We start from the raw sequence: 20,369 nt of genomic DNA on the forward strand, positions 1-20,369 counted from the left end.
GTTTTTCTAAACCTACCCTTTGGCAATCTCAATTGAAATCGTGGTCAAACAGGCAGATGCTCTGAAGCATCGAAAGGATGGCCCGCCATGCTGAAGATTTTCTCCCTGTTGAAACCGACCCGATCTCTTACCGACACCCGACAGGACGCCTCGCTCTCCTGGGCACGCGACCCATTGCAACATCCCGATCTCGAACGAATGGACGGGCGCGAACTCGGCGACCTGCCCTTCCCGGGCTGGCCCTGGCCGCGGACCGGCAATTGCGATTGCGCCTCGGCGGCCAGGCGATGAGCCACCCTCCGGCCGCGCATAATGGCCGCCCGAGCGAAGACCTCGACGGTCCTTTTGCCCGCGTCGTGACGCTGGCCGAAGCCTCTGGCCTGCCGGAGGTGTCGCTCGGCACCTCCTATGGCACGCCCGCTCTCTTGGTAAAAGGCAAGAGCTTTGCGCGCATGAAGGACGCCGACACCCTGGTGGTCATGTGCGCGCTCGAAGAAAAAGAAATGCTGCTGGAACTCGATCCGTCACTCTTCTTCGAAACCGATCACTACAAGGGATGGCCGGCGATGCTGGTGCGTCTTGGAGCGATCGACGACGCGAGCCTGACACAGAGGCTGATCGCCGCCTGGCGCGAGAAGGCGCCGCGGAAACTGTCAGCCGACTTTCCGGCCTAACTCGACATTCCTCGTCGCGTGGGCCTGGCGGATCACCGGGCCGTTACCCGACAAATACCTGCTATGCCACGCCGTTAGCTCCCTGCCTTTGAACCCAAGCCAGCCGGATCGCTCAATCGCCGACGGCATAAACGAGGCTGACAGTGCCGTCCGGGCGCGACTTCGCCTCGTTGAGCTGCAGGCGATGCCGTTGCGCGATCGTTGCAAACAGCGCCTTGCCCTCCCCCACCACCAGCGGATGGATCGTCAGGCGCAACTCATCGATCACGCCCCTGTCGAGCAGGCCGGAAACCGTCTGCGCGCCACCGACCACATAGATGGTCTTGCCCGACCGTTGCCGCAAAGCGTCAACATCCGCTGCGTCGCGCAGCACCGTCGTGTTCGCCCAGCGCACGCCGTCGAGCGTGTTGGACAGCACATAATGCGGCGTGTTCAGGGCGAAGTCGGCGTATTCGATTTCCTCTGGTGTCGGCAGGTTTCCGCTCAATTCGAGCGGGCTGTGCGGGTCGGCCTTGATCGCGCTCCAATATTGTTCGTAGCCCGAATACATGCCGCTTCCGAGCACGCAGGCATCGATTTCGGGCAAGAGATCAAAGGTATCCGACCAGGACTCGACCCAATCGGCATAGCCATCGGGACCATCGATCTTGCCATCGATGGACATTTGCATGCCGGCAACAACCTTGCGCATTTTCGTCTCCTCTTCGATGCTCTCATCAAGGACGAGCGGGACGCCCGCGTGCCGACAGGGTGCCTGAAATATCGTTGGAGACTGGTGCCGCGGTGCAGGCGGCGAAAAGGACGGCAGCGGGAAGATCGCCAATTTACATTGCTGGTCATGGCAAGGCACGGATGCGGGCGCTGACAACATCGCGCGCTCTTCCAATTTTCGTGTCCCGCCTGTACCGATGCTAAATCCTTGCCGCACAGGTACCCGTCGATGATCGTTCGCGACCGCCCCAGCCTCCCCAAGCTCTTCTTCATTCTGCGCGGCTCGGTCATCCAGCGGATCTTCCCGCAGGTGCTGTTCGTCTTTGCCCTGTCAGCCGGCGTCGTCTGGTCGCACCAGGCCTTCCCGACGATGGTGCCGAGCGTCAACAGCGGACCGTTCGCGCTTTTGGGCATCGCCCTTTCGGTGTTTCTCGGCTTTCGCAACAATGCCTGCTACGACCGCTGGTGGGAGGCCCGCAAGGATTGGGGGCAGCTGATTTTCGTCTCGCGTGACTTTGCCCGCCAGACACTGATCCTCGAAGCAGGTGACGCGGACGGCGCGCGGGCACGTTTGCTCAATCTGGTGATCATCTTTGCGCAGACGCTGGTCTGCCACCTGCGGCCGGGCAGCAAGCCCGACAAGGCGTTGCGGAGGCTGCCAGCGGATCTCCTGCCTACCTACAAGGCAAGCCGCAATGCCCCGGACCTGCTGCTGCGCGAGATCGGCGGCCTGCTTGCCAGCCTGCGTGCCACTGAGAGGATCAGCGACATTCAGTACATGATGCTGGACGGCACGGTCGGACGCATGTCGGCCGTGCTTGCCGCCTGCGAGCGCATCCGCAACACGCCGGTTCCCTTCGGCTACACGTTGCTTCTGCACCGCACCGCCTATCTCTTCTGCTTCCTCCTGCCCTTCGGATTTGCCGATGCGCTCGGGTGGGCGACGCCGTTCGTAACGGCACTCGTCGCCTACACCTTCTTCGGTCTCGACGCGCTTGGCGATGAACTGGAGGAGCCGTTCGGCACGCTGCCGAACGACCTGCCGATCGTGGCGCTTGCCGATACGATCGAGATCAATCTGCGCGAGGCGCTTGGAGAAACCGACCTGCCCGAATTGCCGCAACCGAAGGATTACATGTTGATGTAGCCGACAGATTTCCAAGGACCGCAGGCTTGTGGCAACACACGCCAGGATAGCCATGATAACTCATTGCAGCTTCCAGCTTTGTTTTCTATTTGCTATGCAGGGTGTCCTGAAAGCGAAGGTTTCGAATGCGGCTCAGCAAGGCATTGAACGAACTCATCGTAAGCCTCGGCCTTGTCGTTGTTCTCATGCTTGTGATGAACTTCAGGGTGGCCGAATTCGGCCGTGCCTCCAGCGCTGACAACCTTACGGTCGAGGAATGGCAGCAGAGGAAACGTGCTCTTCGCGAAGAACGCCACGCCTTTTCCCGTGCAGTGACCGGGTGCAGGCTTGGGATGGAAAAGCGAATTGCCGAAGGCCGGATCGCCAATGTCGACCTGGCGAAGCTGGGGTCCCATTTTGACGTGCGGCTGGCAGAGATTCCGGCAGCCTATTGCCGCCTGTTCGTCCGCGCCATTATCGACGATCAGATCAGCTACGGGGAATTCGTCGCCTGGGCAGACGAACCCCCGCTCGACCTGCCCGAGAGACTCGCTGGCCGTTAGCCCCGATCCTTAACCCTTCAGAACCGCGAGAACCCGGGCGACTGCCGGCCGCTGCGTCATGCGGTTGCGGTGGTCCAAAATCTTCGGGAAGCGTGTCGGGTCGACGCCATCCGGCTCGAGCCAGCCAGCGATCGTGAACAGGTAGGGGTCGGCGATCGAGTAGGTGTCGCCGGTGACGAAGGGACCGGCGAGCATCCTGGTTTCGATCAGCTCGAAACAATCCGTCATATTCGAAGCAACCTTGGCCCTCATCGCCTCATGCGCCGCCGGGTCGTCGGCCCAGCGCGAGCCACGCCGGCCGTGGGCATGGGCGACATGCACGGTCGAGCAGAGATAGCTCAGGAAGGATTGGATCCGTGCAAACTCGAAGGCATCGTCGAGCGGTGCCAGCTTCGCTTGCGGAGCGCTTTGGGCAATGTAGGTGAGGATCGCCGGGGTCTCGGTAATTGTGCCGCGATCGGTGACGAGCGCGGGGACACGCCCCTTCGGGTTGATCGCGAGATAGTCGGGCTTGGTCTGTTCCGCCTTGGAAAAATCGACCGGCGCGGCCGTGTAATCGATGCCAGTCTCTTCCAGCGCGATGTGCGAGGCCAGCGAGCAGGTTCCCGGGGTGTAGAACAATTTCAGCACGTTACTCTCCTTGCTAATCAAGGCGACCCTGGCGCCGCCTTCGGGCCGCAGAAGAAATGAAGTCTCCTCGGTTGACAAGCCGAACATGACTTCAATACAACGTGAACGTAACGTTATAACATATTTTCGGAGTCACTCATGAAGACCTTGATTTCCTCCCTGCTTGCCGCCGGTCTGCTGGCCACCGCAGCCACGCCGGCATTTGCGCATGGCGCCTGGATCGGCGAGCGCTGGGGCGACCTTGCGGTGATCTACGGCCACGGCCCCGCCGACGAAGCCTATGATCCGGCCAAGGTGAAATCCGTTTCTGCCCTCGGCGAGGATGGCACGGCATTGCCGGTCACCATCGAGCCGGCCGGCACCCATGCCCTGCTGAAGCTCGACGGCGAACCGGCCCTGCTCGCGCTCGAATTCGACAACGGCTACTGGAGCCAGGGTGCTGACGGCAAATGGGTGAACAAGCCGAAGAGCGAGGTACCAGGCGCCAAACAGGCGAGCCACTCGGTGAAATACAGTATCGCGCTTGTGCATGTGCATGGCGACATGCCGGCCTTCCCGGCCCAGCCACTGCAGATCGTGCCGCTCGACAATCCGATCGGGCTGAAGCCCGGCGAAAAATTTCGCGTCCGCCTGCTGCTTGATGGAAAGCCGCTCGAAGGCAAGGAAATCACCGTCGACTACGCCGGACTTCCGGAGCTCGTCTCCGAAAAAACGGACGCGAAGGGCGAAACCGAAGTGACGTTGCGCAATGCCGGCGTCAACATTCTCGCCGTCAGCCACGCAATTCCGCTCGAAGCGGATACCGCCGCCGACAAGAAGGGGCTGACGGCAACGCTGACCTTCGTCGCCGAGCCGCACGTGCACGAATAAGTCCACGCCTTTCCGGGTAGCCGGCGCAAGTGCGACAAGGCACGCGTCGCGGCATGCCCGGCACCAATCCGCAGCCCCGGCGAGCTATACCCGCCGGGGCTGCTGTCGCTCAGGCGACCTGCGCTTCGCTGCAGCCGGGCACATCTTCGAGGTTGTAATAGACCGGAATGCCGCGCTCCCGGGCAATGCGGACATCATTGTCCGCCCCCTTGCTGTCGCCCGGCAGACGCAGCACGGCATCGCAAAGCGCCAGCAGGCGCCCGGCGACGGGATGAAAGATCTCCTCGTAGAGGTCGTCACCGATGCTGGCGCCGCCGGCGGCATGCCAGACCGGCAGCGCCACCCACTCCCCGATAACAGGCACATGGCCCGCCCTGAAGAGGGCATAGGACGGTTCCTCCAGACGCTTCAAATTTTCCGCCATCTTGGCCGGATCGTCGCCCGTACCCGAGCGATAGGGACCCGCAATCAAGATCAACATGATTTTTTCCTTACTTTGCACGATACACCCAGATAACTCTGGAATATTCATGATATTTCGTGTAATATCGTGAAGAGTCAAGGAGCGAAATGATGCTGACCACACAGAGACGAGCGTTGATCTCGGCGCGGCTAAGCCGCGATGGCGAGATCGTCGCCAAGCGCCTGGCGGATGAATTGCAACTTTCCGAAGATACGATCCGCCGTGACCTCCGGGAAATGGCGGCCGAAGGGCTGCTGAAGCGGGTGCATGGCGGTGCGCTGCCGCTGACACCTGCCCTACCGGACTTTGCCACACGCCAGGAAATTGCTGGCAACGTCAAACGCCGGCTCGGACGCAAGGCAGCCGGGCTCGTCGCACCGAGGCAAACGATCTTTCTCGATGGCGGCACAAGCAACGCCGAAATCGCCAGAGCGCTTCCGCGCGAGATGCGGCTGACGATCATCACGCACAGCCCGACCATTGCGGCGGAGCTGGAGAGACATGAGGCGGATGTGATCCTTATCGGCGGCAGGCTTTACAAGCACTCCATGGTGGCAACGGGTGCGGCCGCCCTGGCGGCCATTACCGCTATCCGTGTCGACATCTTTTTCCTGGGCGTCACCGCGATCCATCCGGTTCATGGGTTTTCGACCGGCGATTACGAGGAGGCCGCCGTCAAGCGCGCCATTCTTGGCCAAGCCGCCGACACCTTCGTCATCGCGACAGCCGAAAAGTTCGATGCCGCTTCGCCGCACCACGTCGCCAACGCCGAAGACATTGCCGGCCTGATCGTGCCGGAAGATATGAACGATGATGCTCTCGGCCCCTATCGCGACAAGGGCATGGCGCTTCTGTCGGCGTGAGACGCGGAGTACTGGTCGCTACGGGGCGTGTGCAACAACGCGCGGCCGGGATTCCTGCGCGCGCGTCATTCCGATCGACATCAGGCGGCGAAGGCGTCCGTCACCCTGACGTCACCGACCGGGATGCCGTTCCAGTTCTTCATGGTGTGGTTGGCCTGCGCCATCAGTGCCGCGTGCACGTCAGGCTCGCCCCGAAAGAAGCGAGCAAGCGTAGCGGTGACCATCGCCTCGGCAGCACGGGTGGCACCATCCCCGCATTTGACGGCGATGGCGATGCCCTTTTCCGGGATCGCCGCGCAGAACACACCTTCGGCGCCGGTTTTCGCGAAGATCCGGCCCGGTGCCGTTTCCATCAGCCGCGTGCAGCCGCGCTTCGTGCCGGCGACGTAGAAAGGCTCGGCCATGCAGGCTTCGATCAGCCGCTTCGATGCGCGCGCGCGTTCGGGCGCGAGACCGACGCCAGTCGCCATTTTGGCAAAACCGTGCGCCAGCCCCTTCAGCGGCACCGCATAGGTCGGGATCGAGCAGCCGTCAACGCCGCAATTGTCGCGGCCGAGGATCGCGCCGGTGAGGTTTTCCATGGCGCCACGGATTTCCTGCTGCAGCGGGTGATCATAGCCGACATAGCCCTTCACTTCAGTGCCTGAATGGCAGCAGGCGCAGATGAAGCCGGAATGCTTGCCGGAGCAATTGTTGTGAAGCGCGCTCGGCGCCTCCATCGAGCGCGCCTGGCCGATCAGCGTCTTCTGGTCAGACGACCAGTGGGCGCCGCATTCGAGCGCCGACACGTCGCGGCCGGCAGCAGCCAGCATCTTCGTGGCAAGCGCGACATGCTCCGGCTCGCCCGAATGCGAGGAGCAGGCGAGCGCCAGTTCCTTGTTGCCGAAGCCGTAAGCGTCAGCAGCGCCGCTTTCCATCAACGGCAGCGCCTGCATTGCCTTGCAGGCCGATCGCGGGAACACGCCGCTCTCGGTATCGCCCAGCGAAAAGACCGTACGGCCTTCGCTATCGACAGCGATGACCAGGCCGCGGTGACGGCTTTCGACCAGATTGCCGCGCGTGACTTCGACGAGAACGGGATTCGACATGTCTTGCCCTCAAATTTCCTAGATTAGTGCATGCATTTAGCAGGAATCGGACAACAGGAAACCGGCGCTTTCATGAAATTCATCCGCAGGCTCGTCGCCGTCTTTCTGGTCATCTACCTTCTGCCGGCTCTAGCGTCGGCCGGATGGTGGTATATGAAGGAGCGACCGCAGAGTTGGCGCCATGCCGATTGGTCTTCGGCGGGCATCCTGCCGAAGCCGGCGCAAAGCCCGGATGCGGCGGTCTATATCTTCTCCGCCACGACGGGCGGCATGAAGGGAGCGGTCGCCAGCCACGCCTGGATCGTCACCAAGCAACAGGGCGCCCAGGCCTATAATCGCTACGACAAGGTCGGCTGGGGCAAGCCGATCCGCAGGAACGCCTATCAGGCGGACGCCCGTTGGTATTCGAACGAGCCGCGATTGGTTGCGACCGCCAGCGGCGTCGAGGCGAGCAGGCTGATCCCGAAGATCGAAGCGGCAATCGCTGCCTACCCCTATTCATCGGCCGGCGGCTACCGGATCTGGCCGGGGCCGAACTCAAACACCTTCGTTGCCCATGTGCTGCGCTCGGTCCCCGAACTCAATGCGGTGTTGCCGCCAGATGCTGTCGGGCGCGACTACCTGCCGGAGGGGAAACTGTTCCAGATCGACGCCGATAGCCGCGACCTGCATGCGACGCTCTATGGCCTCGCAGGCATTTCGGCGGGGGTGCGCAGCGGCCTGGAGCTGCATTTCTTCGGCCTCGTCGCCGGTTTCGACATTGCCAAACCGGGCATCAAGATCCCGGCGGTCGGGCGTTTCGGTATTTGACGACATCGCAGGCGCACGCGCACGCCGGCGCAGAATGCATCTGAAGATCGGGATGGGAAATTGCATGGCGGGCTAGAAATGGAAAAGGGCCGCGCGAGGCGACCCTTCCATGAGTTTTGGCCAAGTGGCTGGCCCGGGCTTAGGACCCGAAGGAAGGCGGGAATCAGGCCGAAGTTCGCCTCGACGTGTTCACCTCTCCCATGCCTGTCACGACGACCGAAATCTCATTAGACATTGGATCACCTTCCTTTCTGTTCGTTAGCGATAATTTCAAGGTAGGTGAATTTCCCGGGATTGCAAGGCCGACGAAGGTCGTAACTCAAGCTAGGTTATGATGCGTTTCGCATGGTCACGACGAACTTCGCGCGGTCATGACGAGGTTCGCATGGTCATGACGATCTTGCCGATGTGGTCGCCCTCTTCCATCATCCGGTGTCCGTCCGCCACCTGTTCGAATGGCAGCACCGCGTGGATGACCGGTGCGACGCTGCCCGCTTCGAGCAATGGCCAGGCGGTTGCCAGCAGGCCGTCGCGGATCGCCTGTTTCTCTGCCGCCGTTCGCGGGCGGAGCGCCGAACCCATGACATGCAGCCGCTTTGACAGGATCGGGGCGATGTTGGCGGCCTCGACCTTGGCGCCGCCGAGAAAGGCGATGATCGAGAGCCGGCCATCCTTGGCAAGCGTACCAATATTGCGGTCGAAATAGCGGCCGCCGACCATGTCGAGGATGACGTCTACGCCGCGACCGCCGGTTTCCTCCAGCACGACCGACTTGAAATCTTCGTCGCGATAGTTGATCGCCCGTTTCGCGCCGAGCGCCTCGCAGGCCCGGCACTTCTCAGTATTGCCGGCGGTGGCGAAGACCTCGGCGCCCAATGCTTTTGCCAGCTGGATTGCCGTCGTGCCGATACCGCTCGATCCGCCGTGGACGAGGATGGTTTCCCCCGCTTTCAGCTCGGCCATGCCGAAGACATTGGCCCAGACAGTGAAGAAAGTTTCCGGCAAGGCTGCCGCTTTCACCGCGTCATACCCTTTCGGCCAGGAAAGCGCCTGCGTCGCCGGCACGGCCGCATACTCGGCGTAACCACCGCCGTTCGCCAGGGCGCAGACCTTGTCGCCGATCGAAAAACCCTGCGCGCCCTCGCCGAGAGCCACCACTTCACCGGCAACCTCCAGCCCGAGAATGGGGCTCGCCCCGGGCGGCGGCGGATAGTCGCCCTTGCGCTGGAGCACATCAGGCCGGTTGATGCCTGCCGCTTCGACGCGCACCAGAATGTCGCCCGGCTTGAGCGTCGGCAATGGTCCCTTCGACAGCACCATATTTTCCGCCCCGCCCGGGGACGGAAGATCAACGAAGGTCATTTCAACTGGAAGGGACATGGCTCTACCTCAAGGACTCTCAAGCGTCATACCTAGCGCCGCCCATGCGTCGCGGAAAGGCCCGATGTCGATCCGGGTTGGCCGACCTCATCGCCGAGAAACGAGAGGATCAGCGCTGCGACATCGGCAGGACTCTCCCAATGCGGGTTGTGGCCATGGCCGTCGAGCGTGATGGAGCGCACGGAGGCGAAGGTCTCGGCAAGAACCTGCCGATGCCCGATGTCAAAAAGAGGATCCTGTGCTCCGGCGATGCACAGCACCGGCGCTCTGACATGAGTCGCGCGCGATTTGAGATCCGTCACCGCGAGCGCATCAAGGAGCGTTCGCCAAGTCGTCATCGGCATCGCTGCGGCTTCGCGGCGCAGATGCCTTAGGAACGCCGTGTCGACCGACCGACTGCAGGCATGCCAGCGGTCGAAGAAGGCATCGTCGGGACCAAGCGGGTCTTTGAGCCCGCGTATCGCCCGGGCGACCTCCGTCCCCGGACCAAAGTCCGGCTTGAGGCTTCCCGAGAGCAGGATCAATGCACGCACCGCCTCCCGGCGGCGCGCGGCAATATCGACAGCAATCATCGCTCCCATGGAATGACCAACAAGCACAAACTGGTGAATGGCCAGGCGATCGGCCAGACAATCGACATCGTGGGCGAGTTCGGCAATCGACATCCCTTCCCTGGGCATCGAACCGCCGTGTCCGCCGAGATCTGGAATGATCAGGCGATATCCGCCTAAGGATGGCGCGATCAGGGAAAAACTGCGGCTGGTATCGGAGTAGCCGTGCAAGAGAAGGAGAACCGGCCCCTGCCCGTGATCGACATAGGTGAACTGCTGGCCGCCGGGCAGTTCTATTCGCCGCTTGGCGGCCGCCCACGACTGCTGATCGATCACCATCAAAGACCGAGCGCGGCTTTGACCGCGGCCAGCCCCGGCTGCCCGTCATAGGTCGTTACGCCAGCGAGCCATGGTTCCAGACGCTGCGGTTCTTCCTTGATCGACTTAGCCCCTGCCTCATCGGGCGACAGGCCGTCATTCATCAGGTAGCCCATGCCGCGGTTCTCGAAATCGACGTCGAAAACCAGATTGTTCAACAGGCGGGCGACATTCGGGCACTCCTGAAGGTATCCCTTGCGTACCTGCGTCGACACCGTCGCCGCGCCAAAATTCGGACCGTAGAACTTGTCGCCACCCGTCAGGTACTTCATCGAAAATACAGTGTTCATCGGATGTGGCGCCCAGCCCTGGAATACGATGAAGGCCTTGTCACGAACCCGACGCGTCACCTCGGACAACATGCCCTGCTCGCTCGACTCGACCACTTCCCAGTCTGCCAGACCAAGATCTGGATCCTTGATGGCATCGAGCATCAGTTGATTGGAGCCAGGTTCGATGCCGTACATCTTCTTTTCGAACTTGTCGGAGAAGGGTTTCAAATCCGAGAAATCCTTGACGCCCGCTTCCCAGACGTAGTCGGGAACGGCAAAGGTGTATTTTGCCCCCTCAAGATTGGTTCGCACGGTCTCGACCGAACCGTCCTCCCGGTAAGGCTTGTAGTAGGCGACCATAGCCGGATCCCAGTAGCCGAGAAAGACGTCGAGATCCTTGCTGCGCAGGCTCGTATAGATGACGTCGATGCCGAGAAGCTTGCTTTCCGGCTCATATCCAAGCGCCTTCAGCAGGCTCAGCCCGACGCCGGTCGTAAAGGCCAAGTCATTCCAGCCGGGCTCCGCCAACCGCACGCTTTTGCATGCCTGCGGATCACCGGCAAAGCCGGAACTTGTGGCCGTCAACAGAGCAGCGGCAAATATCAGGCTCTTCAAATGCAGCATCGCGATCCTCACAATTGTCCGTCGGGACTTCAAATTGACCCACGGGTCAGCAATTGATCTTCCTGGAAAGATTGTCAATGTGAGAATCGCTTGGGAGAAACCGCATGCGATTGACGAAAATCAGTGAGATCAGGCGCCGCGAGCTGCGGCGGGCGGCCTTTGAGGTCCTGCAGAAAGAGGGAATGGCCGGGGCGACCCTGGAAAAGGTGGCGACGCATGCCGGCGCCTCGAAGGGCATCGTGCTGCATTATTTTGCCAGCAAGCAGGAACTGTTCGAGCATGCCATGCGCGAGGCGAACGCTTCCTTGAAAGAAGCGGTGGTCGAGAGGCTGCATCGCGCACGTACCCCGCTCGAGCGGATGGATGCGATCATTGAGGCCAATTTCGAGGAACGCTTCTTCCAGCCTTCCGTCTGCCACGCCTGGCTATCGCTTTGCGCCGAAGTGCCGCGCGAACCGCAATTGGCGCGGATTCAGAAGATCATTCACGCAAGGATGCGGTCGAACTTGCTGTCGGCGCTGACGCACATCCTGCCTGCGAACGAGTGCGAAGATGTGGCGCTTGCCATTACATCGTTGATCGACGGGCTGTGGCTGCGGCTCGGGCTGCAGTCTGAAGGGGGGCTGACACGCGACATGGCACTTGCGCAGATGCGCGACTACCTGGTCCATCGCCTGCCAAAAACCCAGGCGTAAATGGACGCAGCGGCACTCATTGCCGACTGCAACGTGTTTGCCCATCCACGCGTTAGACGCCGAGCGCCTCCAGAACGAGGCCGCTGGCGCTGGCCTTGGCACGAGACTTGATCTCGGCGATGCGGGCGCTGACGGCTTGGCCGTCCGAAAACACAAAACCTTCCGGCAATCCGAGAACGGCGATCGAACAGCGCATCAGCGGAAAATCCTTGGCCGTGCCATCGCGGCCATGACCGCTGATACGCCCCTCTGCCTGATGCTCCGGTAGATAGAGCTGGCGGACATCGGAGGCGAAATCGTCGAGTAGACGGTGAAGAACGACCTGCAGCTCATCGACGGTGCAACCGCTGATGCCGACGAAGAAATCGTCGCCGCCGACATGGCCGAGGAACTTTTCTTCGCCAATGAAATGCCGCCGCAGCAGGGCGGCGAAAAGCGAAATCGCCAGATCGCCCTTCTGAAAACCGTAGGTATCGTTGAACGGCTTGAAATCGTCAAAGTCGCAATAGCAGAAATAGCGCGGCTGATCGCCGTCGAGGATCGCGTCCTGAACGTAATCGCGGATGGCGCGATTGCCGGGCAATCCGGTCAGGGGGTTCTGCTCCTGCGCCGTCTTCAACTGCTTCTCGTTGATGATCTTCAACAGCGACGATGCCGACAGGATGCCTGCATAGCGCATATTCTCGGTCAGGATCACACAATCGCTGCCGTCCATGCCGGCGAAAATCTTCAGCATCTCGTCGGCCGGCGTATCGAGATCGGCGATCGGCGCCGGGCTTGCGAAATGCGAGATGCGGCGCTGGTAGAGCCGGTTCTTCAGCAGGTCGCGGCCGAAGGGATGATAGATCATCTCCTTGACGTGATATTCGTGCAGGATGCCGCGCGGTTCGCCGTTGGCGTTGAGCACCGGAAAGAACGCCTGACGGGGATTAAGCCGGAACAGATCGAACACGGATTCGAGTTCGTCGCTTTCGCGCACCGCCGGCAGCTGTTCGATCTGCTTGCGGATCAGAATGCTGTCGAGCGTCGCCGACGAGCGGTGACCGCCGCCATTCAAGGCCAAATGCGGATAGGCAGGCTGCAATTCGCTCAGGTGCGTCGTCGGCCGGGCGATGAAATAGCCCTGTACGAGGTCGCAGCCGAGATCGCGACAGGTCTGGAACTCCGCCTCGGTCTCGACGCCTTCGGCGATGACCCGGGTGCCGAGCACATGGGCGGTGTTGACGGTGTGGCGCACCAGGTGGCGCTTGCGCGCATCGGCGTCGATGCCGGAAATGAAATGCCGGTCGATCTTCACGTAATCGACGGGCTGATCGCAGAGCAGCTTGAGGCCATTGAAGCCGGCGCCGAAATCATCGATGGCCAGCTTGAATCCGGCCAGCCGCAGTTCGCGCACGAGCGCCGAGAAATCCGGCATCTTGCCGCTGTCGAAACGTTCGGACAGCTCGAAGCATAAGGACGACGGCGCGATGTTGGCGCGCTTCAGGTGATTGACGAGGCGCTCGACGATCGCGTTTTCGCCGCCGACCAGGCGGGAATCGAAATTCAGGAACAGCGTGCGGGTGGAAAATTCCGGCAATGTCGCGAAGCCTGCGACGGCACGACTGTTGACCATATGCTCGAGCGCCAGCAACTGGCCGGCCTCTTCCGCCTTGTCGAGCAATTCCAAGGGCGAGGCAAAGCCCAGCTTTTGAAAGCCGCGCATCAGTGACTCGTAGCCGAACACGGCACCGGTTGCCGCTTCGACGATCGGCTGGAATGCGCTTTCGATCACAAGCTTTGCAAGCGTTACGATCTGGTCGTCGCCGAACCGGCGAAGCGAGAGAATTTCGGCGGGGGCGGCGGACATGCCGGGCTCCAGAAGATTGAGAACGGACGATCGGACGGCCGCAGGATGGCGACCAACAGTCAACGAAGTCTTTCCCCAATATGAAGCTTTGATGAAAGCTATATGACAGCTCCGCCCACGCTGATCATTATCGAACTTTCTAATAAAATCAGTAGTTTCATCGAATTTTCCCGAACTGCGGAAAATTGGTCGCAACAGGTTCAGGTGATGCGATAACGAGTGCATGCCACGACCGAGAAAGATCGCGGCAAGCGCAAACATCGTGGTCCAGAGCAGTCACACTGCAAGCAGGATCAGTGCCATGCCGGACAGGGGCACCTGTAGCGCTACACCCGAGATGGCGATCAGCGCTGGGATGAGCGTCGTTACACGGGCGGCCCGCACGGTCGCCTTCCCAATACGCCAGCCAACAGGCACGCTCTGCTTACAATCCCACCCGAACACGGCAAAGGCGAGCGAGCCGTGCGCTAGCCTTTTGCCAACACCCCGAAGGCGATCAGCGACAGACCCTGCATCACCAGATCGACCGCCAGGAACAGGCCGAGGATCCAGAGGCTGTTGACCGGCCAGCCGGCGGCAATGATCAGACCGGCGGCGAGCGTGACCAGACCGCCGAGCGCGACCCATCCCCAGCCCTGGATCGGCCGCAGCTTGAAGCTGACCCAGATCCGGAAGCAACCGGCGACGACGAGTGCGATGGCCATCAGGAAAGTGAGGACGGAGGAGGCCAGCACCGGGTTGATGAAGGCAAAGAGCCCGGCAATGGCGTAGCAGGCGCCGCTCAGCACCCAATAGAGCACGCTGTTCCAACCCTTGACCTGAAAGGCATGGGCGAGATTGAACAGGCCGCCGACGAGCATGATCAGCCCGACATAATAGACCGAGGCCACCGTCGCCATCAGCAGATTGCCGAAGGCAAGGCCGCCACACATGATCAACAGCACGCCGAGCGCGACGAACCATCCCCATTTGCCGGCAACCGCCGCCTTGCCAGCCGGATCGAATGCATGGGTCATTTCAACCTCCAGTCCTTCTGATATCCAGAACTCTACCATCGGATTGAGCCGGATTTCTCCGAAAAAAGAAAGAGAAAACATCGCAAATTTTTATTGATTGATGAGTCAATCAAAAATAAACTGACCATCATCGAGGGAGAGACGGATGCCCAAGGTCGGGATGGAGCCTGTGCGCCGCAAGGCGCTGGTGGATGCGGCGCTGCGCGTGATCGGCGATCAGGGCACGCTCGCCGTCACCATGTCCGACATCGCCCGCCGTGCCGGTGTCTCCCCTTCCCTTGCCCATCACTATTTCGGCAGCAAGGAGCAATTGCTGATCGAGACCGTGCGCAGTCTTCTAAGGCAACTGCGCGACGATACGGTGACGGCGCTGAGTGCAGCGATTACACCGCGTGAGAAACTGAGCGCGTTGATCCGCGTTTCGTTCCAGGCAAGCCAGTTTGCGCCCGACACCATCGCCGCTTGGCTCGCCTTCTATTCCGAGGCGCAGCGCTCGGAAGACGTCCGCCGGTTCCTCGTCGTCTACGCCCGGCGGTTGCGCTCCAACCTGATGGCGAGCCTCAAGGCGCTTTGTCCCGTCGATGACGCGGAACGCATCGCGGAAGGCGCAGCTGCGATGATCGACGGGCTCTACATCCGCCAGAGTCTGCGCTCTGCGCCGATCGGCATCGAAGCCTCGATCGCGCTGACGGAAGACTACGTCACCTCGCTTCTCGACCAGCTCCACCGCCAAGGACGGGCCATATGACCGCCAGACCTAATATCCTGATCATTATGGTCGACCAGCTGAACGGAAAATTCTTTCCCGACGGTCCGGCGGAATTCCTGCATGCGCCGAACCTGAAGAGCCTCGCCGCCCGCTCCGCCCGCTTTCGCAACAACTACACCTCGTCGCCGCTTTGCGCGCCTGCCCGCGCCTCGTTCATGGCAGGCCAGCTGCCGAGCCGCACCCGGGTCTATGACAACGCCGCCGAATACCAGTCCTCGATCCCGACCTACGCACATCACCTGCGCCGCGCCGGCTACTACACGGCACTGTCCGGCAAGATGCATTTCGTCGGGCCTGATCAATTGCATGGTTTCGAGGAGCGGCTGACGACCGATATCTATCCCGCCGATTTCGGCTGGACGCCGGATTATCGCAAGCCGGGCGAGCGCATCGACTGGTGGTATCACAATCTCGGCTCCGTCACCGGCGCCGGCGCCGCCGAGATCACCAACCAGATGGAGTATGACGACGAGGTCGCCTTTCTCGCCAACCAGAAGCTCTACCAGCTGTCGCGCGAAAACGACGACGCGGGCCGCCGCCCCTGGTGCCTGACCGTCTCCTTCACCCACCCGCACGACCCCTATGTCGCACGAAAGAAATTCTGGGATCTCTACGAGGATTGCGAGCATCTTCTGCCAGAGGTCGGCATGCTGCCGGAGGAGGACCAGGATCCGCACTCGAAGCGGATCATGCATTCCTGCGACTACGTCAATTTCGACTTGACCGAGGACAATATCCGCCGCTCGCGCCGCGCCTATTTCGCCAATATTTCCTATCTCGACGAAAAGGTCGGCGAACTTGTCGACACGCTGACGCGCACCCGGATGCTCGACAACACTCTGATCCTGTTCTGCTCCGACCATGGCGACATGCTGGGCGAGCGCGGCCTGTGGTTCAAGATGAACTTCTTCGAAGGCTCGGCGCGCGTGCCCCTGATGGCGGCCGGACCCGCCGTTGCGCCCGGCCTGCACCTGACGCCGACGTCGAACCTCGACGTAACCCCGACGCTTTGCGACCTCGCCGGCATCTCGATGGACGAGGTGAAGCCCTGGACTGATGGCATCAGCCTCGTGCCTGTCATCAATGGCGAGGAGCGCACCGAGCCGGTGCTCATGGAGTATGCTGCGGAAGCGTCCCACGCGCCGCTGGTCGCCATTCGCAAGGGCAAATGGAAATATATCCACTGCGCGCTCGACCCGGATCAGCTCTATGATCTCGAAGCCGATCCGCTGGAGCTGAAGAACCTCGCGGCAAACCCGGAGACACCGGTGCAGGCGGCAACGCTGAATGCGTTTCGCGACATGTGCGCCGCCCACTGGGACATGGAGGCCTTCGATGGCGCCGTGCGCGAGAGCCAGGCCCGGCGCTGGGTGGTCTACGAGGCACTGAGGAACGGCGCCTATTATCCGTGGGACCATCAGCCGCTGCAAAAAGCATCCGAGCGCTACATGCGCAACCACATGAACCTCGACAATCTCGAGGAATCCAAACGCTATCCGCGGGGAGAATGACATGAGAGCCCAACCGCAAGCCTCGCACTTCATCGATGGCGAGTATGTCGAGGACATTGCCGGCACCGTCTTCGAGAGCATCTATCCCGCAACCGGCGAGGTGATCGCCCGGCTGCATGCGGCAACGCCCGCGATCGTCGAAAAGGCGATTGCCGCTGCCAAGCGCGCGCAACCGGAATGGGCGGCCATGAGCCCGACTGCCCGCGGCCGCATCTTGAAGCGCGCCGCCGAGATCATGCGCGAGCGCAACCGCGAGCTTTCCGAGCTCGAAACGCTCGACACCGGCAAGCCGATCCAGGAGACGATCGTCGCCGACCCGACATCGGGCGCCGACTCGTTCGAATTCTTCGGCGGCGTCATCGCCACAGCGCTCAACGGCGACTACATTCCGCTCGGCGGCGATTTCGCCTATACCAAGCGTGTGCCGCTCGGCGTCTGCGTCGGCATCGGCGCCTGGAATTATCCGCAGCAGATCGCCTGCTGGAAGGGTGCGCCGGCGCTTGCCGCCGGCAACGCCATGGTCTTCAAGCCATCGGAGAATACCCCACTCGGCGCCCTCAAGATCGCCGAGATCCTGATCGAGGCGGGCCTTCCCAAGGGCCTCTACAACGTCATCCAGGGCGATCGGACGACCGGTCCGCTGCTCGTCAACCACCCCGATGTCGCCAAGGTATCGCTCACCGGCTCGGTGCCGACGGGCCGCAAGGTGTATGAGGCGGCAGCTGCCGGTCTTCGCCACGTAACGATGGAGCTCGGCGGCAAGTCGCCGCTGATCGTCTTCGACGATGCCGATCTCGAAAGCGCCATCGGCGGCGCCATGCTCGGCAACTTCTATTCCACCGGCCAGGTCTGCTCGAACGGCACCCGCGTCTTCGTCCAGAAGGGCATCAAGGATGCGTTCCTCGATCGCCTCAAGGCGCGCACTGAAGCGATCGTCATCGGCGACCCGATGGACGAAGCCACCCAGCTCGGGCCGATGGTGTCGGGCGCGCAACGCGACAAGGTCTTCTCCTATATCGAAAAGGGCAAAGCCGAGGGCGCGCGTCTGGTCACCGGCGGCGGCATTCCGAATGCGGTCAGTGCCGACGGCACCTATATCCAGCCGACCGTCTTTGCCGACGTCACCGACGACATGACCATCGCGCGCGAAGAGATCTTCGGCCCTGTGATGTGCGTTCTCGACTTCGAAAGCGAGGCTGATGTCGTCGCGCGCGCCAATGCCACCGAATTCGGCCTGTCGGCCGGCGTCTTCACCGCCGACATCACCCGCGCCCACCGCGTCGTCGACCAACTCGAAGCCGGCACGCTCTGGATCAACACCTACAATCTCTGCCCGGTCGAGATCCCCTTCGGCGGCTCCAAGCAATCCGGTTTCGGGCGCGAGAATTCCGTGGCGGCGCTCAACCATTACAGCGAGTTGAAGACCGTCTACGTCGGCATGAGCCCGGTGCAGGCGCCGTATTGAGGTTCAAGCGGCCTTCCTCGGGACGCATCTGATTCGCTCCCTCATCCTCGGGTGAGCGAAGCGAGTTCCGGGGATCCAGCAGCGCCACGTCGGTGGCGCGAAAGACTCCCTCAAGCGACAGACGTCGCTTGGCTGGATTCCTGTGACAAACACAGGAATGAGGGGACAGAGGTAGAGGCACGGTACCGGCCGGTTTAGAGACGCAGAAGAAAGAGCACGATCATGCAGGCAGACTACATCATCATCGGCTCCGGCTCGGCCGGTTCGGCGCTCGCCTACCGCCTCTCGCAGGACGGCAAGCATTCCGTAATCGTGCTCGAATATGGCGGTTCGGACATCGGGCCGTTCATCCAGATGCCGGCAGCACTTGCCTGGCCGATGAGCATGGACCGCTACAACTGGGGCTATCATTCCGAACCCGAGCCGAACCTCAACAACCGGCGCATCACCGCGCCGCGCGGCAAGGTCATCGGCGGCTCCTCCTCGATCAACGGCCTTGTCTACGTGCGCGGCCATGCCGAGGATTTCAATCGCTGGGAGGACCTGGGCGCACGTGGCTGGGCCTATGCCGACGTGCTTCCCTACTTCAAGCGCATGGAGCATTCGCACGGAGGCGAGGTCGGCTGGCGCGGGACCGACGGGCCGTTGCACGTCAAGCGCGGGCCGGTGACCAACCCACTGTTCCATGCCTTCATTGAAGCGGGCGAGCAGGCGGGCTTCGAGCTTACCAACGACTACAACGGCTCCAAGCAGGAAGGCTTCGGCCTGATGGAGCAGACCGTCTGGCAGGGGCGCCGCTGGTCCGCCGCCAACGCCTATCTCCGCCCGGCTCTGAAGCGGCCCAACGTTTCGCTCATGCGCTGTTTTGCCCGCAAGGTGGTGATCGAGAACCGCCGGGCGACCGGCGTCGAGATCGAGCGCGGCGGCAAGATCGAGATCGTCAAGGCGAACCGCGAGGTGATCGTCTCCGCCTCCTCCTTCAACTCGCCGAAGCTGCTGATGCTGTCCGGCATCGGCCCGGCACAGCACCTGAAGGACATGGGCATAGAGGTCAAGGTCGATCGACCCGGTGTCGGCGCCAACCTTCAGGACCATATGGAGTTCTATTTCCAGCAGGTCTCGACCAAACCGGTCTCGCTCTATTCCTGGCTGCCGTGGTTCTGGCAGGGGGTCGCCGGAGCACAATGGTTGCTCTCCAAAGGTGGGCTCGGCGCCTCCAACCAATTCGAGGCCTGCGCCTTCCTGCGTTCGGCGCCGGGCGTCAAGCAGCCCGATATCCAGTATCACTTCCTGCCGGTCGCGATCAGCTATGACGGCAAGGCGGCGGCCAAGAGCCACGGCTTCCAGGTGCATGTGGGCTACAACCTGTCGAAGTCGCGCGGCAACGTCACCCTGCGATCCTCCGATCCGATGGCCGACCCGGTGATCCGCTTCAACTATATGAGCCACCCGGAGGATTGGGAGAAGTTCCGCCACTGCGTGCGCCTCACCCGCGAGATCTTCGGCCAGCGGGCCTTCGACCAGTATCGCGGGCCGGAGATCCAGCCGGGCGAGAAGGTGCAGACGGACGATGAGATCGACGCCTTCCTGCGCGAACACCTGGAAAGCGCCTACCACCCCTGCGGCACCTGCCGGATGGGTGCCAAGGACGACCCAATGGCCGTGGTCGACCCGGAGACGCGGGTGATCGGCGTCGATGGTTTGCGCGTCGCGGACTCCTCGATCTTCCCGCACGTGACCTATGGCAATCTCAACAGCCCCTCGATCATGACCGGCGAAAAGGCAGCCGACCATATCCTCGGCAAGCAACCGCTTGCCCGGTCCAATCAGCAGCCCTGGATCAATCCGCGCTGGGCCGTCAGCGACAGATAGGATCGCCTGCGCCACGAGGCACGTTTTCCCCGGCATTCGACTGCCGCAACGTCTGCGGCATGTCACATTCATTGACGCTATCTCGTCCTGTCTTCTCAAGTGCCCGAGATGAAGGAGACGAACATGACAGCGAAGCTCGATCCGCTTGTCGCAACCGCTGCGGCAATGCCATCATGGCTCCGCCTGCGC

Annotated in this window: 21 protein-coding genes; 12 read left to right on the plus strand and 9 right to left on the minus strand. The window is 61.9% G+C overall.

Annotation, left to right across the window (positions count from 1 at the left end):
* Window positions 1-87: 87 nt before the first annotated feature.
* On the plus strand, window positions 88-291 hold the full coding sequence (locus IB264_RS06460) for a hypothetical protein (protein WP_057212448.1): 204 nt from the start codon (window positions 88-90) through the stop codon (window positions 289-291).
* Window positions 288-674, plus strand: coding sequence for an MmcQ/YjbR family DNA-binding protein (locus IB264_RS06465; protein WP_051509197.1), 387 nt, complete (start codon window positions 288-290; stop codon window positions 672-674). The genes IB264_RS06460 and IB264_RS06465 overlap by 4 nt, the downstream gene beginning before the upstream one ends.
* 112 nt (window positions 675-786) lie before the next feature.
* On the opposite strand, the gene IB264_RS06470 is transcribed toward IB264_RS06465, so the two are convergent.
* A complete protein-coding gene (locus IB264_RS06470) occupies window positions 787-1,365 on the minus strand; it encodes a dihydrofolate reductase family protein (RefSeq protein ID WP_025426248.1) in 579 nt (192 codons plus the stop codon).
* Between the two features lie 249 nt (window positions 1,366-1,614).
* Here IB264_RS06470 and IB264_RS06475 point away from each other — a divergent pair, with 249 nt between their 5' ends.
* On the plus strand, window positions 1,615-2,532 hold the full coding sequence (locus tag IB264_RS06475) for a bestrophin family protein (protein WP_025426247.1): 918 nt from the start codon (window positions 1,615-1,617) through the stop codon (window positions 2,530-2,532).
* Between the two features lie 125 nt (window positions 2,533-2,657).
* On the plus strand, window positions 2,658-3,074 hold the full coding sequence (locus tag IB264_RS06480; RefSeq protein WP_025426246.1) for a hypothetical protein: 417 nt from the start codon (window positions 2,658-2,660) through the stop codon (window positions 3,072-3,074).
* 9 nt (window positions 3,075-3,083) lie between these two features.
* On the opposite strand, the gene IB264_RS06485 is transcribed toward IB264_RS06480, so the two are convergent.
* Complete coding sequence (locus IB264_RS06485; RefSeq protein ID WP_025426245.1) at window positions 3,084-3,704, minus strand: glutathione S-transferase family protein; 621 nt, start codon at window positions 3,702-3,704, stop codon at window positions 3,084-3,086.
* A gap of 138 nt (window positions 3,705-3,842) precedes the next feature.
* On the opposite strand from IB264_RS06485, the gene IB264_RS06490 reads away from it, so the two are divergent.
* Window positions 3,843-4,574, plus strand: coding sequence for a DUF4198 domain-containing protein (locus tag IB264_RS06490; protein WP_025426244.1), 732 nt, complete (start codon window positions 3,843-3,845; stop codon window positions 4,572-4,574).
* A 109-nt stretch (window positions 4,575-4,683) separates the two neighbouring features.
* Here IB264_RS06490 and IB264_RS06495 read toward each other — a convergent pair whose 3' ends face one another.
* Window positions 4,684-5,055 (minus strand): hypothetical protein, encoded by a 372-nt coding sequence (locus tag IB264_RS06495; RefSeq protein ID WP_025426243.1) that lies wholly within the window; start codon window positions 5,053-5,055, stop codon window positions 4,684-4,686.
* Window positions 5,056-5,147: 92 nt separating this feature from the next.
* Here IB264_RS06495 and IB264_RS06500 point away from each other — a divergent pair, with 92 nt between their 5' ends.
* Complete coding sequence (locus IB264_RS06500) at window positions 5,148-5,900, plus strand: DeoR/GlpR family DNA-binding transcription regulator (RefSeq protein WP_025426242.1); 753 nt, start codon at window positions 5,148-5,150, stop codon at window positions 5,898-5,900.
* An 80-nt stretch (window positions 5,901-5,980) separates the two neighbouring features.
* On the opposite strand, the gene IB264_RS06505 is transcribed toward IB264_RS06500, so the two are convergent.
* Window positions 5,981-6,988 carry an asparaginase gene (locus IB264_RS06505; protein ID WP_025426241.1) on the minus strand — a complete coding sequence of 336 codons (1,008 nt, stop codon included), beginning with the start codon at window positions 6,986-6,988 and terminating at the stop codon, window positions 5,981-5,983.
* A gap of 72 nt (window positions 6,989-7,060) precedes the next feature.
* Here IB264_RS06505 and IB264_RS06510 point away from each other — a divergent pair, with 72 nt between their 5' ends.
* Window positions 7,061-7,798, plus strand: a complete 738-nt coding sequence (locus IB264_RS06510) for a DUF3750 domain-containing protein (protein ID WP_025426240.1) — start codon at window positions 7,061-7,063, stop codon at window positions 7,796-7,798.
* A gap of 369 nt (window positions 7,799-8,167) precedes the next feature.
* On the opposite strand, the gene IB264_RS06515 is transcribed toward IB264_RS06510, so the two are convergent.
* From IB264_RS06515 to IB264_RS06525, 3 genes are read right to left on the minus strand one after another with little or no spacing between them, the layout of a single operon-like run.
* Complete coding sequence (locus IB264_RS06515; RefSeq protein WP_025426239.1) at window positions 8,168-9,178, minus strand: NAD(P)H-quinone oxidoreductase; 1,011 nt, start codon at window positions 9,176-9,178, stop codon at window positions 8,168-8,170.
* Window positions 9,179-9,210: 32 nt separating this feature from the next.
* Window positions 9,211-10,065 (minus strand): alpha/beta fold hydrolase, encoded by an 855-nt coding sequence (locus IB264_RS06520; RefSeq protein WP_244494606.1) that lies wholly within the window; start codon window positions 10,063-10,065, stop codon window positions 9,211-9,213.
* Window positions 10,066-10,067: 2 nt separating this feature from the next.
* Window positions 10,068-11,003 (minus strand): choline ABC transporter substrate-binding protein, encoded by a 936-nt coding sequence (locus tag IB264_RS06525; protein WP_025426237.1) that lies wholly within the window; start codon window positions 11,001-11,003, stop codon window positions 10,068-10,070.
* A gap of 104 nt (window positions 11,004-11,107) precedes the next feature.
* Here IB264_RS06525 and betI (IB264_RS06530) point away from each other — a divergent pair, with 104 nt between their 5' ends.
* Window positions 11,108-11,698, plus strand: a complete 591-nt coding sequence (betI, locus tag IB264_RS06530) for a choline-responsive transcriptional repressor BetI (protein ID WP_025426236.1) — start codon at window positions 11,108-11,110, stop codon at window positions 11,696-11,698.
* Between the two features lie 52 nt (window positions 11,699-11,750).
* Here the strand turns inward: betI (IB264_RS06530) and IB264_RS06535 are convergent, their stop codons facing one another.
* Window positions 11,751-13,547 (minus strand): GGDEF domain-containing protein, encoded by a 1,797-nt coding sequence (locus IB264_RS06535; RefSeq protein WP_025426235.1) that lies wholly within the window; start codon window positions 13,545-13,547, stop codon window positions 11,751-11,753.
* A gap of 467 nt (window positions 13,548-14,014) precedes the next feature.
* Window positions 14,015-14,563 carry an HdeD family acid-resistance protein gene (locus tag IB264_RS06540; RefSeq protein ID WP_025426234.1) on the minus strand — a complete coding sequence of 183 codons (549 nt, stop codon included), beginning with the start codon at window positions 14,561-14,563 and terminating at the stop codon, window positions 14,015-14,017.
* A 145-nt stretch (window positions 14,564-14,708) separates the two neighbouring features.
* Here IB264_RS06540 and betI (IB264_RS06545) point away from each other — a divergent pair, with 145 nt between their 5' ends.
* From betI (IB264_RS06545) to betA, 4 genes are all read left to right on the plus strand, one after another.
* Window positions 14,709-15,311: a transcriptional regulator BetI gene (gene betI, locus IB264_RS06545; RefSeq protein WP_025426233.1), complete on the plus strand. Its 603-nt coding sequence runs from the start codon at window positions 14,709-14,711 to the stop codon at window positions 15,309-15,311.
* Window positions 15,308-16,843, plus strand: coding sequence for a choline-sulfatase (gene betC, locus IB264_RS06550; RefSeq protein ID WP_025426232.1), 1,536 nt, complete (start codon window positions 15,308-15,310; stop codon window positions 16,841-16,843). Before betI (IB264_RS06545) ends, betC begins: the two co-directional genes overlap by 4 nt.
* A 1-nt stretch (window position 16,844) precedes the next feature.
* The gene (gene betB / locus IB264_RS06555) at window positions 16,845-18,308 is read left to right on the plus strand and encodes a betaine-aldehyde dehydrogenase (protein ID WP_025426231.1); all 1,464 of its coding nucleotides are present in this window, start codon (window positions 16,845-16,847) and stop codon (window positions 18,306-18,308) included.
* A gap of 222 nt (window positions 18,309-18,530) precedes the next feature.
* A complete protein-coding gene (gene betA, locus IB264_RS06560) occupies window positions 18,531-20,180 on the plus strand; it encodes a choline dehydrogenase (RefSeq protein WP_192433217.1) in 1,650 nt (549 codons plus the stop codon).
* Window positions 20,181-20,369: the final 189 nt, after the last annotated feature.

It is taken from the genome of Ensifer sp. ENS11 (genome assembly GCF_014851895.1).
Taxonomy (GTDB): Bacteria; Pseudomonadota; Alphaproteobacteria; order Rhizobiales; family Rhizobiaceae; genus Ensifer; species Ensifer canadensis.